Origin of the sequence: Paenibacillus sp. MABNR03, from assembly GCF_050455445.1 — a bacterium.
Taxonomy (GTDB): domain Bacteria; phylum Bacillota; class Bacilli; order Paenibacillales; family Paenibacillaceae; genus Paenibacillus; species Paenibacillus xylanilyticus.
The window spans coordinates 235,938-249,656 of sequence record NZ_JBCIYR010000003.1; the positions used below are offsets into that span (position 1 = coordinate 235,938).

The 13,719-nt window shown below is 47.4% G+C and carries 12 protein-coding genes; 4 read left to right on the forward strand and 8 right to left on the reverse strand.

Annotation, left to right across the window (positions count from 1 at the left end; all coding sequences use genetic code 11):
* Nucleotides 1–4 precede the first annotated feature (4 nt).
* Nucleotides 5–883 carry a PhzF family phenazine biosynthesis protein gene (locus tag AAIH57_RS16310; protein ID WP_430022383.1) on the reverse strand — a complete coding sequence of 293 codons (879 nt, stop codon included), beginning with the start codon at nucleotides 881–883 and terminating at the stop codon, nucleotides 5–7.
* 191 nt (nucleotides 884–1,074) lie between these two features.
* On the opposite strand from AAIH57_RS16310, the gene AAIH57_RS16315 reads away from it, so the two are divergent.
* Together AAIH57_RS16315 and AAIH57_RS16320 are read left to right on the forward strand one after the other, a co-directional pair.
* The gene (locus AAIH57_RS16315; protein WP_175397340.1) at nucleotides 1,075–2,001 is read left to right on the forward strand and encodes an NADP-dependent oxidoreductase; all 927 of its coding nucleotides are present in this window, start codon (nucleotides 1,075–1,077) and stop codon (nucleotides 1,999–2,001) included.
* Between the two features lie 183 nt (nucleotides 2,002–2,184).
* Nucleotides 2,185–2,922 carry a cyclase family protein gene (locus AAIH57_RS16320; protein ID WP_430022384.1) on the forward strand — a complete coding sequence of 246 codons (738 nt, stop codon included), beginning with the start codon at nucleotides 2,185–2,187 and terminating at the stop codon, nucleotides 2,920–2,922.
* Nucleotides 2,923–3,056: 134 nt separating this feature from the next.
* Here AAIH57_RS16320 and AAIH57_RS16325 read toward each other — a convergent pair whose 3' ends face one another.
* Nucleotides 3,057–3,257: a hypothetical protein gene (locus AAIH57_RS16325; protein WP_175397342.1), complete on the reverse strand. Its 201-nt coding sequence runs from the start codon at nucleotides 3,255–3,257 to the stop codon at nucleotides 3,057–3,059.
* A gap of 186 nt (nucleotides 3,258–3,443) precedes the next feature.
* Between AAIH57_RS16325 and AAIH57_RS16330 the strand changes: the two genes are divergently transcribed.
* On the forward strand, nucleotides 3,444–3,926 hold the full coding sequence (locus AAIH57_RS16330) for a hypothetical protein (protein ID WP_430022385.1): 483 nt from the start codon (nucleotides 3,444–3,446) through the stop codon (nucleotides 3,924–3,926).
* Between the two features lie 97 nt (nucleotides 3,927–4,023).
* Here AAIH57_RS16330 and AAIH57_RS16335 read toward each other — a convergent pair whose 3' ends face one another.
* From AAIH57_RS16335 to AAIH57_RS16345, 3 genes are read right to left on the reverse strand one after another with little or no spacing between them, the layout of a single operon-like run.
* Complete coding sequence (locus AAIH57_RS16335) at nucleotides 4,024–5,850, reverse strand: ABC transporter substrate-binding protein (protein ID WP_430022386.1); 1,827 nt, start codon at nucleotides 5,848–5,850, stop codon at nucleotides 4,024–4,026.
* A gap of 53 nt (nucleotides 5,851–5,903) precedes the next feature.
* On the reverse strand, nucleotides 5,904–7,418 hold the full coding sequence (locus AAIH57_RS16340; protein ID WP_175397345.1) for an ABC transporter permease: 1,515 nt from the start codon (nucleotides 7,416–7,418) through the stop codon (nucleotides 5,904–5,906).
* A gap of 12 nt (nucleotides 7,419–7,430) precedes the next feature.
* Nucleotides 7,431–8,873 carry an ABC transporter permease subunit gene (locus AAIH57_RS16345; protein WP_430022387.1) on the reverse strand — a complete coding sequence of 481 codons (1,443 nt, stop codon included), beginning with the start codon at nucleotides 8,871–8,873 and terminating at the stop codon, nucleotides 7,431–7,433.
* Nucleotides 8,874–9,020: 147 nt separating this feature from the next.
* Here AAIH57_RS16345 and AAIH57_RS16350 point away from each other — a divergent pair, with 147 nt between their 5' ends.
* Nucleotides 9,021–10,766 carry a dipeptide ABC transporter ATP-binding protein gene (locus tag AAIH57_RS16350; RefSeq protein ID WP_430022388.1) on the forward strand — a complete coding sequence of 582 codons (1,746 nt, stop codon included), beginning with the start codon at nucleotides 9,021–9,023 and terminating at the stop codon, nucleotides 10,764–10,766.
* A 117-nt stretch (nucleotides 10,767–10,883) separates the two neighbouring features.
* On the opposite strand, the gene AAIH57_RS16355 is transcribed toward AAIH57_RS16350, so the two are convergent.
* From AAIH57_RS16355 to AAIH57_RS16365, 3 genes are all read right to left on the reverse strand, one after another.
* Complete coding sequence (locus AAIH57_RS16355; protein ID WP_175397348.1) at nucleotides 10,884–11,666, reverse strand: hypothetical protein; 783 nt, start codon at nucleotides 11,664–11,666, stop codon at nucleotides 10,884–10,886.
* Nucleotides 11,667–11,778: 112 nt separating this feature from the next.
* Nucleotides 11,779–12,540: a LuxR C-terminal-related transcriptional regulator gene (locus tag AAIH57_RS16360; protein WP_175397349.1), complete on the reverse strand. Its 762-nt coding sequence runs from the start codon at nucleotides 12,538–12,540 to the stop codon at nucleotides 11,779–11,781.
* An 18-nt stretch (nucleotides 12,541–12,558) separates the two neighbouring features.
* Nucleotides 12,559–13,623 (reverse strand): suppressor of fused domain protein, encoded by a 1,065-nt coding sequence (locus tag AAIH57_RS16365; RefSeq protein WP_430022389.1) that lies wholly within the window; start codon nucleotides 13,621–13,623, stop codon nucleotides 12,559–12,561.
* Between the last annotated feature and the right edge of the window lie 96 nt (nucleotides 13,624–13,719).

Genomic DNA, 13,719 nt, shown 5'->3' on the forward strand with positions numbered 1-13,719 from the left:
TGCTCTAGGAAAGATGAATTTGAATATTCTCTATATGCACGGCCACACCACCGATCTGAACCTGGGTGATCTCGTTGGAATTGCCGAGCGATATTCTGCCCTGTATTTTAGAAGGTCGGTTCATCGTGTACCCTTGTTTGATCGTAAACGTCTGATCATGTGGAGCTGGAAGCTGTTCATACTTATGCAGGTAACACAGCAATGCCCCATTGGATGTACCCGTTGCGCTCTCTTCCGGGATGTCGTACAGAGGGGCAAAGTTCCGACATTCTGCCAAAGCTGCATTGTCCTGCGCTCCAATCGCAAACACGTGGTAGCCTACCACTTGATGAGCTTTACTGATGTCGGCAATAGCCCGAAGGTCAGGGTTAATGACTGCCAAAACATCAGGATGCCTAACCGGAATTAATATATCGCGCAGCCCGGTAGACACGATCTGAACAGGCAGTTCAGGGTGTAGATCCTGCAACGGAATCTGCAGGGAGTCTGCGATGTCCTGCCGGTTAACCAGCTCTCCGAACTGGGGAAGCGTCTGGGACAGATAGACCTCACCGCTTTTCTCAACGGTTACTTCAAGAATTCCTGCCAGTGTATCAAGCGTATATATACCCACGTCGACCATCTGCTCCGCCTTCATCAGATAGAATAGCGCCACCGTCGCATGTCCACATAAGTCAACTTCATGGTTTGGGGTAAAGAAACGTACTTTGTAATCGGCAAAATCCGAGGGCATAACGAATGCTGTTTCGGAAAATCCGACTTGTCTGGCAATCTCCTGCATCTGCACTGCGGACAAATGCTCTGCTTGTAGAACGACCCCAGCGGGGTTACCTCCCTCTGCTATATCAGAAAATGCATGTAAGGTAATGACCTCAATTTCCATTTTGTTTTCCCTCGCTTGTCAGTTAGTTCATGAAGAATGAGAATGTTCCTAATTATACCATGCTTAATAGCCAAATTGATGGAACGACGAAGACGGTAAGCAATTGTTGATCCGAGGTCAAGTGAACGTCTGCACAGGGTAATAGAGAAGAAGAGCACAACGATAAACCAATGGAAAGGCTGGGATTTTGAATGAAAGCTATTGTTATTGAACAGTTTGGTGGAGCGGAACAATTGAAGGAAAAGGAAGTGCCCAAGCCGGCATGTGGAACGAATCAGGTGATCATCCACATTCATGCTACATCGGTGAACCCGGTTGACTTCAAAGTCAGACAAGGGCATATGGAAAAGGCAGCTAACTCCTTTCCCTTGATATTGGGCGGAGATGCTGCGGGTATTGTGGCAGAGGTCGGTTCCAATGTCACGCAGTTCAGGGAGGGAGACCGCGTATTTGCCCGTCCCCGCAGCTTCGGAACATATGCGGAATATGTGGCAGTAGATGCTGACATTGTATCCCGCATTCCGGACAATCTGAGCTATGAGGAGGCAGCAGCCATACCACTTGCGGGCATGACAGCCTGGCAGGCACTTATTGATCATGCGCATCTTGCCAAGGGGCAAAAGGTATTGATTCACGCTGGAGCCGGTGGGGTGGGGACTTACGCGGTGCAGATTGCCAAATACATTGGTGCTGAAGTGGCAGCCACGGCGAGCGAGTCGAATGAAGAACTGCTTCGCTCCCTGGGCGTGGATCATTTTATCAATTATAAAAAGGAAGACTTCAAGGAAGTGCTCTCCGGGTATGATGTGGTGCTGGACACAATGGGCGGCGATATTCAGCGCAGCAGCTTCAAGGTATTGAAGCCTGGCGGGCATCTGGTATCCCTGGTGGAACAGCCGGATGAGAATCTCGCGAAGGAAGCAGGGGTAACCGCCAACGTATTCATGATGGAACCGAAAGGGGAGCAGTTGGACCAACTTGCGAAGCTCGCCTCAGAGGGGAAACTCAAACCTGTAATTGATGAGACTTATGATTTAAGCGAACAAGGACTCCGGGAAGCGCATGAAAAGAGCGAAACGCATCATACACGCGGGAAGCTCGTCATCCGTGCACAATAAGGTGTTAACACGCAAATAACAGTTATATTATAGTAAAATTCGGAGTCTGAAATGATGGCCATCTTCCGTTCGGGAAGGTGGCTGTTTCATTGTTGGTGGCGAGGACAGTACTGCATTCCCATATGTAGGGGATTAAGATATAATAGTAGAAATTTATTCCATTCTGCGTATGAGGTGATCCAGTTGTCCAATGAACTCATTCAAGCCATTCAACTGTTAAAAGAGAAAAAATGGGTTGACCTGACCCATACCTTTGGGCCGGAGTCTCCGCACTTCTCTGCTTTTGATGCAGCCCAGTTTGATACGTTGTTTAATCATGATCAAGGTTTCTTTGCTCAGAGCTTCAAATTCCCCGGTCAATATGGCACGCATCTGGATGCGCCGATTCACTTTGTCCGTGACACGCGTTACTTGGATGAACTGGGGCTGAAGGAACTTGTGCTGCCGCTTGTGGTCATTGACCAGTCTGCTGCTGTGGCGAGCAATCCGGATTTTACGCTGGATGTCGAACATATTCTGGCATTTGAGAAGGAACATGGGGTTATTGAAGAAGGCAGCTTCGTGGCACTTCGTACAGATTGGAGCAAACGCTGGCCCAGTCATGAAAAATTCGACAACAAGGATGCGGAAGGCAACAGCCATGCACCCGGATGGTCGGTTAGTGCACTGATGTTTTTGTTTGAGGAGCGCAAAATCAAGGCCATTGGCCATGAAACCTTCGATACCGATTCGGCGGTTGACTATCAAAAAAATGGCGCACTTCTGGCAGAATATTATGTTCTTGCTCAGGATACATATCAGGTAGAACTGTTGACCAATCTGGACCAGGTGCCAGCAAAAGGGGCTATTATTTTCAATATTGTACCCAAGGCTGAAAAGGCTTCCGGATTTCCGGTAAGGTCCTTTGCCATCTTGCCCTGAATCGGTAGATTCCAGGTGAGTTGAGTCAAGTTCTATTAAAGTAAATGACTATTAAACATCAGACACTATTGTTCAAGAGTAGCTTTCTCGTATGTAAACGCAAGGGAGGCATGTTCTGCCTCCTTTTTTATATCTTACTTTTGATCCGGGTGGGGATCCTGATTGAATCTTTGTGAGATTTTCTTCTCTGCTTTCTTGCGCCGAATCCAGCGCTTAAGTATGTTCTGTTGCTTTCTTTCTTCTAGTGTTTCTTTCATGCCTTGAATCATGAATTCGGATCTTCGTCTGTCATCCCGACTAATCTCGCGTAATTCCTTGATAAATTTGTCGTCCATATCTGCCTCTCGCTCATTCAGGATAACTCCATTATACCGAACGTACGTTCCATTATCAAGTTTTACCAGGATCCATTTTACCCGGGGCGGATTTTGTGAAAAAGAGCACAGGCTCAGTCTCCTTCATATGTGAAAATGGAATAGAAAAATTCAGTGATATCGGTACACTTGTCTGGAGGGTGAGGTATGGAAGCAGGTGAAGAGCGAATCAGGCGTGAACTGGGTCTGGGCAGGTTATCATGGGTACTCATTATATTGCAAGGATTTTTAGGCATTGGTGCGATCGTTGGAGGGGGAGCCCTTATTATCGATCCATCAGGAAGTCTCCTCAATATGCCAAATTCGTTGTTGGAGCATTCCCCGTTTGGCAATTTTTTGCTCCCGGGAATCATACTATTGTTAGTTCTTGGTGTAATGCCGATCGTGATTGCTATTTCGCTTATTGTTCCCTTTCATTGGGGAATTGGGGGAAAACTTAACCTCTATCCGGATCGATATTGGGCATGGACGTTCTCTTTGTATACGGGGTTCGCACTTCATATCTGGATTATGGTTCAGGTGTACTGGATACAGAATGTGACAGTCATTCATCTGATCTATTTTGCATGGGGCGTCGTAATTCAGGTCGTTACTCTGCTGCCTAGAGTGCAGCGAAGATATTCCAAGTAGACCATCCAACACTATTATATAATCTTCATCATATGAAACGAACGGCTGCTGACAGGACTATGGAGTGATCCTGTCAGCAGCCGTTTTGGGTTTCATTTTACTTGGATGCGTTGTAATTGCTTAAGAACTCTTTTACTTTCGCCGGATCAGACTTCAATTCATTGCCGGTCTGAACGAGCGGACTTACCGTTGAGTAGGCTTTGAGTTTGTTGTTCTTATAGAACTGCAAAATTTCATCCTGATTGATGGAGTACAGCACCGCTTTTCTCAGGTCACTGCTCTTCGCCACATCTCTATTCTTGGTGTTAAATAGCAGATAGGAAACGGCGTTGCTCGGAATACTTTGCAGCTTCAGCTTGCTGTCACTTTCAATGATGTCATATTTCGTTTCAGGTACCCCGTAATACAAATGAATTTCACTGCTGCGAAGGGCAGACAGCGCACTGTCGGCATCCGCGATAAAGCGCACGTTTACCTGTGAAATTTTCGGTGCATATTCGGAGCCTTTGCGGTATCCGGGATTTTGATAGAATACGCCCTCGTAGTCATTTTTGTAAGCCAGAATGTACGGACCGCTTGCATACAGTGTGTTGTTGTACGAAGCACCTTCTGTCACCGTGTTCTGGTCACCGTAAGGAATATCTTTGTTTACGTCAAAAGAAGCCACGTCATAAGTGTTGATGCTCTCTACCTGTTTTTTGGATACAATCCCGGCAGACTGGTGAGCCAGATAGTTCAGAACCTGAGGGAAAGGCTCCGTTGTGGTCAGTTTTACGACCTGATATTTCCCTGCACTGTTGTCCGCTTTGGTTTTATCGGAGACCAGTTCGGTAATTTTGGAATCGAGTCCTTGCTCCAGTGCATCTTTGATGGTTCCGTTACCGCCGGATGTCTGGATGGATTCCAGAGCACTCAGGTCGGTTACCAGCTCGGCCTCTTTGATATGCTCGTGCAGGCTGTATGTCCGGTGATCCGGTACGGAGTCTTTATTTTTGGCACGATCCAGAGAGAAGATGACATCATCAGCACCAACGCGCTCACCGGTATCTACTGCTTTTTTGTTTTCGATTTTCGCGAAATTGATGTCGTCTCTAAGAATGAAATAATACTCCGAATTTCCTTCGGCAATGCCGAAATTATGGGAAAGTGATCCTTCGGCTGTCAGCTGATCATCATCAGTGAGGTTCACCAGACGAACATACATGTTGGTGTTCAACTGGTTGATCGAACCGTCGTTTCCTTTGATCGGGTCAAGGGAAGTCAGTACAGACGCGCTTTGAGTCAAAATCAGCGGATCTTTTGTATTTTTGGACTTGTCCTTGAATTCAATCGGTTCCCAAGCCATGGCGCGGGATTTGGACAGGCGTACCGTATCCGGGTTCAGGATGTCCTGATTTACCGCCTGACTCTTCAGGGAAATGTACAATGGAGCAATGTAGGCTTGATCCGTTACCAGGCGATCCTCCAATTGTTTGTACGTATCCTTGTATTCTTCGGGCGTTTGGGTAGCTGCCTGGTCAATGAGTTTGTCGATTTCCTCATCCGCCAGAATGCTGTAGTCACCACCCGTTTTGAAAAGGGAACGAACGGCATAGTCCGGGTTACCGGTGACTGTTGTCCAGCTGGAGAGAGCAATATCATAGTTGCCCGCATCCTGCTGGGATTTGTAGCTGCCGTAATCCGGCTGCAAATTCAGCTTCACATTGAATCCGTTTTTGGTGAGCTGATCGCGGATAATGTTAACGTCATTTTCGGAAGAGCTCTGGGCGAGCAATTCAATGTCAACTGGAGCTTGATTCTGAGCGTTCTCTGCTGGTGAAGTCGGGGCCGTATCCGATTGGGATTCGGACTTGGTCTTCACGCTGCAACCGGAGATCACGATGACGAGAATGAGCAGCAATGAGATCAATGAACGTTTTTTCATGGTATTACCTCCTGATAAGTTTAAGTCGAATGAATGAGTGGAATCTGTACAAATTAAGCCTTTTCCAGTTTCGGATCGAGTGCGTCGCGCAGACCGTCACCGAGAAAGTTGAATGACAGAACAAGCAGGATAATTGCCAGACCTGGATAAATGGCCAGATAAGAGTGCGTTTCCAGATACGTGCTGCCCAGTTTGAGAATGTTGCCCCATTCCGGGATATGTGGTTCAACACCGAGTCCCAGGTAGCTCAGGCTGCTGGTGGCAATGACCGCCCCACCGATGGTAAGCGTGGATTTGATGATCATTGGAGCAAGCGAATTGGGAATGATGTGTTTGAAGATGATGGAACGGTTGTTATAACCCAGTGCGCGCGCAGCCTCCACGAATTCAAAAGTAGAGACATACAGGACGCTGGCTCTCATGGTCCGTGCATAGGTCGGAATGGAGCCCAGACTTAGTGCCAGAATCAGATTGACCGTATTGGCACCAAACGCAGCAATAATCGCAATGGCCAGCAAAATGCCTGGAATGGCATAGAGGACATCGAGCAGCCGCATGATGATATTATCCGTGTGTCTTCCATAGAATCCGGAGAAGGCCCCAAGAACCCCACCGATGATCACGGGAATAATGGTCGACAGGCAGCCTACGATCAGCGAGATGCGGGCACCAAATACGATTCTGGAGAACAGGCATCGCCCGAAATCATCCGTTCCCAAGGGATAAGCCAGAGATGGCGGCTGAAGCAGGGCGGAATAGTTGTTTTCAACCGCCATGCTGTAATCAAAGGTGAAGAAGCTGCAGATCGAGATGGAAAACAGGAAGATGATAAAAAACATACCGGACATCGCTGTTACGTTGGGAGCCAATCGGTCCCACAGGTCGTTCCAGAAGTTTGATTTTTGCTTCCCTTGTCTCCGGTAGCGTCCGATGATGGAAATGCCGAGCAGCAGTGCAAATACGTTTCCTGTGACCGAAGTCAGGATCAGTAGGATGCTGACACCCATCATCCAGCGCGGAATGATCGAAGCTGCAGTATATTGAGCAACAATGATCAATACGACCAGGTCAATGACCAGAATCAATAGCAGTGCTGCCATGGCTGGAAAAAAAGTATCGGAAACGTAAGGTTTAAACATATTGAGTGCCGAAACGCCAATAACGAACAGCTGCGTCAGCAGCATATACACCGCAAAGGTATACTCCACCTGTTTTGCTTTCTTGATCAGGTGGAACGCTGCTGTGACGATAAATATGTTCCCCGAGCAGATGGCCAGCAATTGAATCCAGGCCACTCTGCGGGTTGATGCTGAAACATGTCCGTGCCTGATCAAGTCTTTACGGATGAGCAGCATCAGGACGCTCTGAATAATGGTGAAAAATAGGTAGATGAACAGTGCAGTCAGCAGAAAGGGTCTGAACTCCTGACGGCCCAGATCATAGCTGTTGAACAGCAGCAATACCGTCAATAAGAGAGAGGTGACCCAAGCGAAACTGGCTTGGCTGTATTCTGATGAAGACTTAAGCCGGAAACGCGCTTCTTGTGTTAAGGAACCCGATTTTGTCATAATGCACCTGCTTTAATATTGTTTCATCTTGGAACGTACTCTCGGATCGATAAAGGCATACAACAGATCAACAATGACGTTAATGATGGAAATGGTAATCGCTGTATACACTACTCCGCCCATGATACTCGGAATATCAGGAATAAACTGCTTATCTACAATGTAACTGCCGAGTCCACTAATATTGAACACTTTCTCCGTTACGGCCGCTCCGCCGAGCATACCCCCGAATTGCAGTCCAACTACCGTTACGATGGGAATCAAGGCATTGCGTACCGCGTGTTTCAGCAGAACCTTTCGTTCGCTCAATCCTTTGGCGCGAGCCGTCATCACGTAATCCTCATGAATGACCTCCAATGTGGAAGAACGGGTCATCCGTGCCACGGCTGCTGTTAATCCCGTTCCCAGAACAATGGTTGGCATGATGATGGACAGCCAGTTCTGAGGATTAAATGTCGCGGGAAGCCACTGCATTTTGATCGAAAAGTTCAGGATGAAAATCAGTCCCTGCCAGAAGTTCGGAATCGACAATCCGATCAGGGCGATGAACATGAACGTGTAATCAAACAGCGAATTGGGCTTGATCGCCGAGATGATCCCGATCGGAAGTGCGATGACAAGGGCGAGCAGCAGGGAGATGACAGCCAGCGTTAATGTAATCGGAAACTTTCTGGCAATGGTCGCTGTCACATCTTCATTTCCCGAAAAAGACTTACCCAGGTCAAACAGTGCAATTCCCTTAATATTGTTCCATAGCTGAACGAGATAGGGCTGATCCAGGCCGTATACATGATTAAAGGCTGCAATCTGCTCCTGTGTTGCCGTCTCTCCGAGAATGTTCGCTGCCGGGTTGAACGGGGACAGGTATAAGATGGTGAATACCAGTGTAGCTACGCCGAGAATGACGAAAACTGTCATCAGTATTCTTTCGAATATGTACTTTAAATATGGATTGCCATAGACCAGCAGAATGATATACATCAGACAGCCCGGAATAATAGACAGGGTGAAAAACCAGGGTTTGTCTAATAGTGAATGGAACGTATCGGCCATGGTCAGGCGCTGTTCTCCTTGTTCCTGCAGCCTTCGTGACGTCCGTTCATTCAATTCTTTCCGGTAGGTCTCTTCCAGCCATTCCTCTGCCTGACGCTTGAATTCAATTTCACTGACCTGCTGCTGAAAGAAGCGATGTTTGCGCCTCAGCTGTTCTTCTACTATTGCTCGAAGCTTATCCCGGTAAGAAGAGGCAAGCATCTCCTGTTCTACCGCTCGCTCAGCGGATTGCCAGCCATCCTTTTGCCGTCTGGATTGCCACACGAGAAGCACAACCAGGTTGATCGGCAGCCCCAGAATAAACAGAACATATCGATAGGAGGGATGAAGCAGCATTTTGCCATAAATAAAACTTACATACGGTACAAGTCGTGACGTTTTGCTGCCTGCTGCAAGATTCAAACCAAGCAAACCTCCTTTCATTCAGGTTTAAATTGCATTATTCCGATGGATATAGTATATATTATTTAGGGTCTAGTTAATTGTCAAGGTATGGAATTGTATACATATACAGATGCGCCGTAAATATGGATGAAAGCAGGTGTTTACATGCAGCCTTTGCTAAAAGTAAGTGATTTGTCCGTTTCTTTTCATTCCGGAGAGAGTGAATTTCAGGCGGTGCGGGACGTCAGTTTTGAAGTTCGAAAAGGGGAGACGCTGGGTATTGTTGGAGAGTCAGGGAGCGGCAAAAGCGTAACTGCCCGTTCCATAATGAGGCTGCTTGCTTCCCCTCCATCTCAAATGAAGAAGGGCGAAATCCTGTTTCGTGGGGTCAATCTGGCGAATAAAACGCAAAAAGAGATGGAAAGCATTCGCGGCCGTGACATTGGCATGATCTTTCAGGATCCCATGAGCTCTCTTAATCCGACCATTAAAGTTGGAAAACAAATCTCGGAAAGCCTGATCAAGCATCAAAAGCTGTCCCGCAGGGAAGCGAAGAAGCAGGCCATTGCCATGCTCGAACTGGTCGGCATATCGCAGAGCGAGGCACGTTATAATCAGTATCCGCACGAGTTCTCGGGAGGCATGCGTCAAAGGGTCATGATTGCCATTGCGCTCGCTTGTCGTCCTGAGCTTCTTATTGCGGATGAACCAACGACTGCTCTGGACGTGACCATTCAAGCCCAGATTCTGAATCTGATGAAAGATATGCAGGAACAGCTGGGGACTTCCATTATCCTGATTACACATGACCTGGGGGTCGTTGCCGGGATGTGTGACCGTGTTGTTGTCATGAAAGAAGGACAGATTGTGGAATCCGGGACAACAGCCGAGATCTTTGCGAATCCGAAACACGAATATACATCCAGACTATTGAACGCCTTGCCGCGATTGGATGAGAAGAAGAAACCCAAGCCGGTTTCATTGGTCCCTAGGGATCTGCAGGACGATCAGCCCCTGCTTGAGGTGAAATCCTTGCGGCAGCATTTTAATCTCGGTAAAGGCAATACACTGAAGGCAGTGAATGATATCAGTTTTTATATCCGTCAAGGCGAGACACTGGGAGTCGTAGGAGAGTCTGGAAGCGGAAAATCCACGACAGGGCGTGCCATTTTGAGACTGCATGAGCCTACAGGTGGGGATGTTTTATTCAAAGGTGTACCGCTGAATCGTCTGTCTGCCTCGGAAATGAAAACGATGAGACGGCATATGCAGATCATCTTCCAGGACCCCTATGCTTCGTTGAATCCGAAATTGAGAATTATGGACATTATCGGTGAAGCTCTTGATATTCACCAGCTGACCAAGAGTGCAGCGGAAAGAGAGAAGCGTGTGGAAGAACTGCTGGAGATGGTGGGTCTAGATCCATCACATGCCTTACGATACCCTCATGAGTTCTCCGGTGGTCAGAGACAAAGGATCGGCATTGCCCGGGCACTGGCTGTGGAACCTGAGTTCATTGTGTGCGATGAGCCGCTGTCTGCACTCGATGTGTCCATTCAGGCACAGATTGTACAGCTGCTTGAGGAATTGCAGCAGCGCCTTGGTCTGACCTATCTGTTTATTGCACACGACTTGTCCATGGTCAAACATATCAGTGATCGTGTCGCTGTGATGTACAACGGCAAAATTGTGGAGCTCGCTGAAAGTGAAGAGCTGTATTCCAATCCTCAGCATGCCTATACGAAGTCGCTTCTCTCGGCAATTCCGGTTCCTGATCCGGCTGTGGAAGCGAAGAAAAAACGGATTGTTTCAGAAGAAAGCGGCAGGGAGCAGCTTGCGGATCGTTACAATCTGGAGCAGTCCAAGTGGGTCGAGGTTACGGAAGGGCACTGGGTGGCTGTTTCGGGTTAGAGTCGAATAACAGTACTGAATCATACTGGTATAAAAAAGAACCCCGGCAATGATCTCTGCAAGATCAACTGCTCGGGGTTCAATCATGTGAAGTGCTCATTTACTTAAACGAACTGCTTATTTAAATTGTACGGATTTCTTGATGTTGTCGATTTCGGCTTTGCTTGCATCATCCAAATAAGTGAAGATGAAGTTGAATGCATAACCGTCAATAATGGTGCTGTAGTAATCTTGCGTGATGGTTGTTCCGTCACCAGCATCCATCGTGATTTGCATAACATCCATCTCTTTTCCGCCGATGGTTTCGGTTGTGATTTCTTTATAATCATAAGGGAACTGGCTGTCGACCATGAATTTCTTGGTTGCTTCCAGATAGTCTTTACCTGTACGAATACCTTGCAGCAGGCTGACTTTTTCAGCAATGGCCATAGCGGAAGGACCAACTTCCTGACCACCCAGCGGCAATTCGGAAGCCATCAACAGGTTCAATGTTTTGGCTTGGGACAGTTCAAGCTGTTTTTTCTTCGTATCGTCGTCGCCGGCAATGGCATCAGAAGAAGCACTTGTCAGCTCGTTCATTCCTTCTGCATCCTGGAACTCCCATTCTTCAGGGAATTTCAAGGATACGCCGAAGTAGTCATTCGTGTAGGAACCTTTTTCGGTTGTACCCAGTTCAACATTTTGGGAATTATCTTCTTCATCCGCTGCTGGTTCTGTAGACGCTTCCGTGTTTTCTTTATCCTCAGTCTTCGTTGCATCCGTGTCCGCAGCGGCAGCCGTTTCTGTCTTGGTGGTGTCTTCCGTTTGTGCGTTGTTATCTGCCTTGTCACCGCAAGCGGCTGCAACCAGCATAACCATGATTAACATTGCAAATAGTGATGTTCTTTTTGTGATAGACATAAAACCCTCCTGAAATAAATGTGTGTGTGTTCTCTCTCTGTAATGTTGCGTACAATAAAATTGTAGCACAAGCGTTCTTCTTTACCACCTATAGGAAACTATAGGGGTTCCTCTATAAATAAGACAATCGGCTCGCAATTGAAACAGCTTCTGTACTTGATTGCACACCTAATTTGTTGAAGATCACTTTTTTGTGATGATTTACAGTACATTCTTTGATTTTTAGCTTCAAAGCAATGGCCTTGACGGTTAACCCTTTTGAGATCATCTCAAGGATGGTTAACTGGCGCTCGGTGAACTCCACGGATGGTTTCTGAGAAGGAGCTGCGCACATCAGGCTCTGGTAGCTGTTCTGCATATGGGCAGGAATAAGCTTGGCGATGGCAATCAATTCGCTCTGCATGTCTGCGTTAATAGTGGACACATCCAGATAGCCTGAATGGTGAAGTCCAACAGACAAGGGCGTGGCGTAACAGTGCCATTGTTGAAAAAGCGGGCTCTCATGCTGCTCTGGCGGCAGCAATACCGGTTCATTCTTTTCCATCGTTGCCGATATGGCATTGACTCCGCAGCTCTGCGCAGTGAAAACCATGCCTGGACGGATCGGTGACAGCTTCACTTCATCCTCCAGATCAAGGCTGTAATCCATGGCAAGCAGCACGCCATCCGCGTCCGTGAGCAGAAACAGATAGGTGCTGGATAGATTCTCCCGGATGTCCGAGAGACTCCGCTGGAAGGCGCTGATCAGAAAATGATTGATTTTGCGCAATCTTTCCAGGCTGGTTCTGGAGATGTATTTAATATGTGCGATGCTGGGTTTAGGTGTCCTGATGTCGGACCAATGTTCCAGCAAGGCAGATGTACTGACAGACATGGTGTTACCTCCTTACGATTAACCTATCGTTTCTACGACTTGACCTTCCTGGTCAGTAATTTCGGTTCGGACAATCCGGAAAAGCATGCCGCGAAGTGATGGAATCTCGAACGTCATTTCCGAAGGTTTCAGATTTGCTGCAAGTTCGTTGACCGCCTCCGCATTCACTGTTACGGTAACTTGATTTTCTTCTTCATGAAAAGAGGGGGTTTCACCGGCCTCGAAGGTGACGTTTACACCTGAACCGATGAGTGATAACGGAGCACCTTTTGCAATACGGCTGCGCAGTATTTTTCCGATCAAAACAGCCTGCTTGGCTCCAAACTGAAGTTCGGCTGGAACGTTTTTTTGCAGCATTCTTTTGCGAGAGGGCGTCCAAGCCAGTTGTTGTATGAATAAAAATGCCGTACTGGACCCTTCAAGCTCAATTCCACGCTGTACCGCCTGTGCCACCGAAGGAATATCCACATAGGAATTACGCATGAGATCCGTAACATATTTGGGCATAAATGCTTCGCATGCACGAAGGAATCCACGTGTGTTCCACGTCTGCATCATTTCCATTTCCCGACCGGTAACACCAACCATTTGAATGAAATCCACTGTGCCATTAGGAGTGGACAGCTGTTCCAGGTCCGGATCTTCCATGAAGGAAAGGGCAGTTAGCAGCGTATCTGAGCCCAGACAGATCGGTCCATTGGCATCCAAGTAGTCACCTGCGCGAAATACGTTTCCACTATTAAAGACATAACGCCCCATATTCTGTAACAAGTTAAGGGCCCATGCGGGCGGTTCGGTTTCATCTTCTGTTCGGGTCAGACGAAATGTCAGTTCGAATCCATATCCGCTGTGCGCCGGATCATTGGTTTCTTTGTCATATAGCTCGGAAAAACCGTACGTAACAAAGTGCCAGTGAGGCGTTGGGTGTTCCACTTTATAGGCACTGATTCCATCCAGAGGGTCAGGTCCTCCGAGTGCATAAGGGATGGCCGTGCCATAATGTTTAGGTTCCTGTTCCCCGTAAAGTTCACTAAATGCTGTATCAATTGCATCCCAGCCGGCTGTGCTTGCTTCATCAGTCATAATGGGTTCCTCCTTCACTATCCAATCTCCCAAAAAACATTTAAAATTAAGTTTACCTTTCTCAGGTATCGTTTCAAGCGGCTTTAGGCTGAATTA

Excerpts from the sequence above, each read along its gene's own strand:
- AAIH57_RS16330 (WP_430022385.1), top strand. The coding sequence starts at position 3,444 with ATGGAAGCAGGTGAAGAGCGAATCAGGCGTGAACTGGGTCTGGGCAGG.
- AAIH57_RS16365 (WP_430022389.1), bottom strand. The coding sequence starts at position 13,623 with ATGACTGATGAAGCAAGCACAGCCGGCTGGGATGCAATTGATACAGCA.
- AAIH57_RS16350 (WP_430022388.1), top strand. The coding sequence starts at position 9,021 with ATGCAGCCTTTGCTAAAAGTAAGTGATTTGTCCGTTTCTTTTCATTCC.
- AAIH57_RS16360 (WP_175397349.1), bottom strand. The coding sequence starts at position 12,540 with ATGTCTGTCAGTACATCTGCCTTGCTGGAACATTGGTCCGACATCAGG.
- AAIH57_RS16325 (WP_175397342.1), bottom strand. The coding sequence starts at position 3,257 with ATGGACGACAAATTTATCAAGGAATTACGCGAGATTAGTCGGGATGAC.
- AAIH57_RS16310 (WP_430022383.1), bottom strand. The coding sequence starts at position 883 with ATGGAAATTGAGGTCATTACCTTACATGCATTTTCTGATATAGCAGAG.
- AAIH57_RS16340 (WP_175397345.1), bottom strand. The coding sequence starts at position 7,418 with ATGACAAAATCGGGTTCCTTAACACAAGAAGCGCGTTTCCGGCTTAAG.
- AAIH57_RS16315 (WP_175397340.1), top strand. The coding sequence starts at position 1,075 with ATGAAAGCTATTGTTATTGAACAGTTTGGTGGAGCGGAACAATTGAAG.
- AAIH57_RS16355 (WP_175397348.1), bottom strand. The coding sequence starts at position 11,666 with ATGTCTATCACAAAAAGAACATCACTATTTGCAATGTTAATCATGGTT.
- AAIH57_RS16335 (WP_430022386.1), bottom strand. The coding sequence starts at position 5,850 with ATGAAAAAACGTTCATTGATCTCATTGCTGCTCATTCTCGTCATCGTG.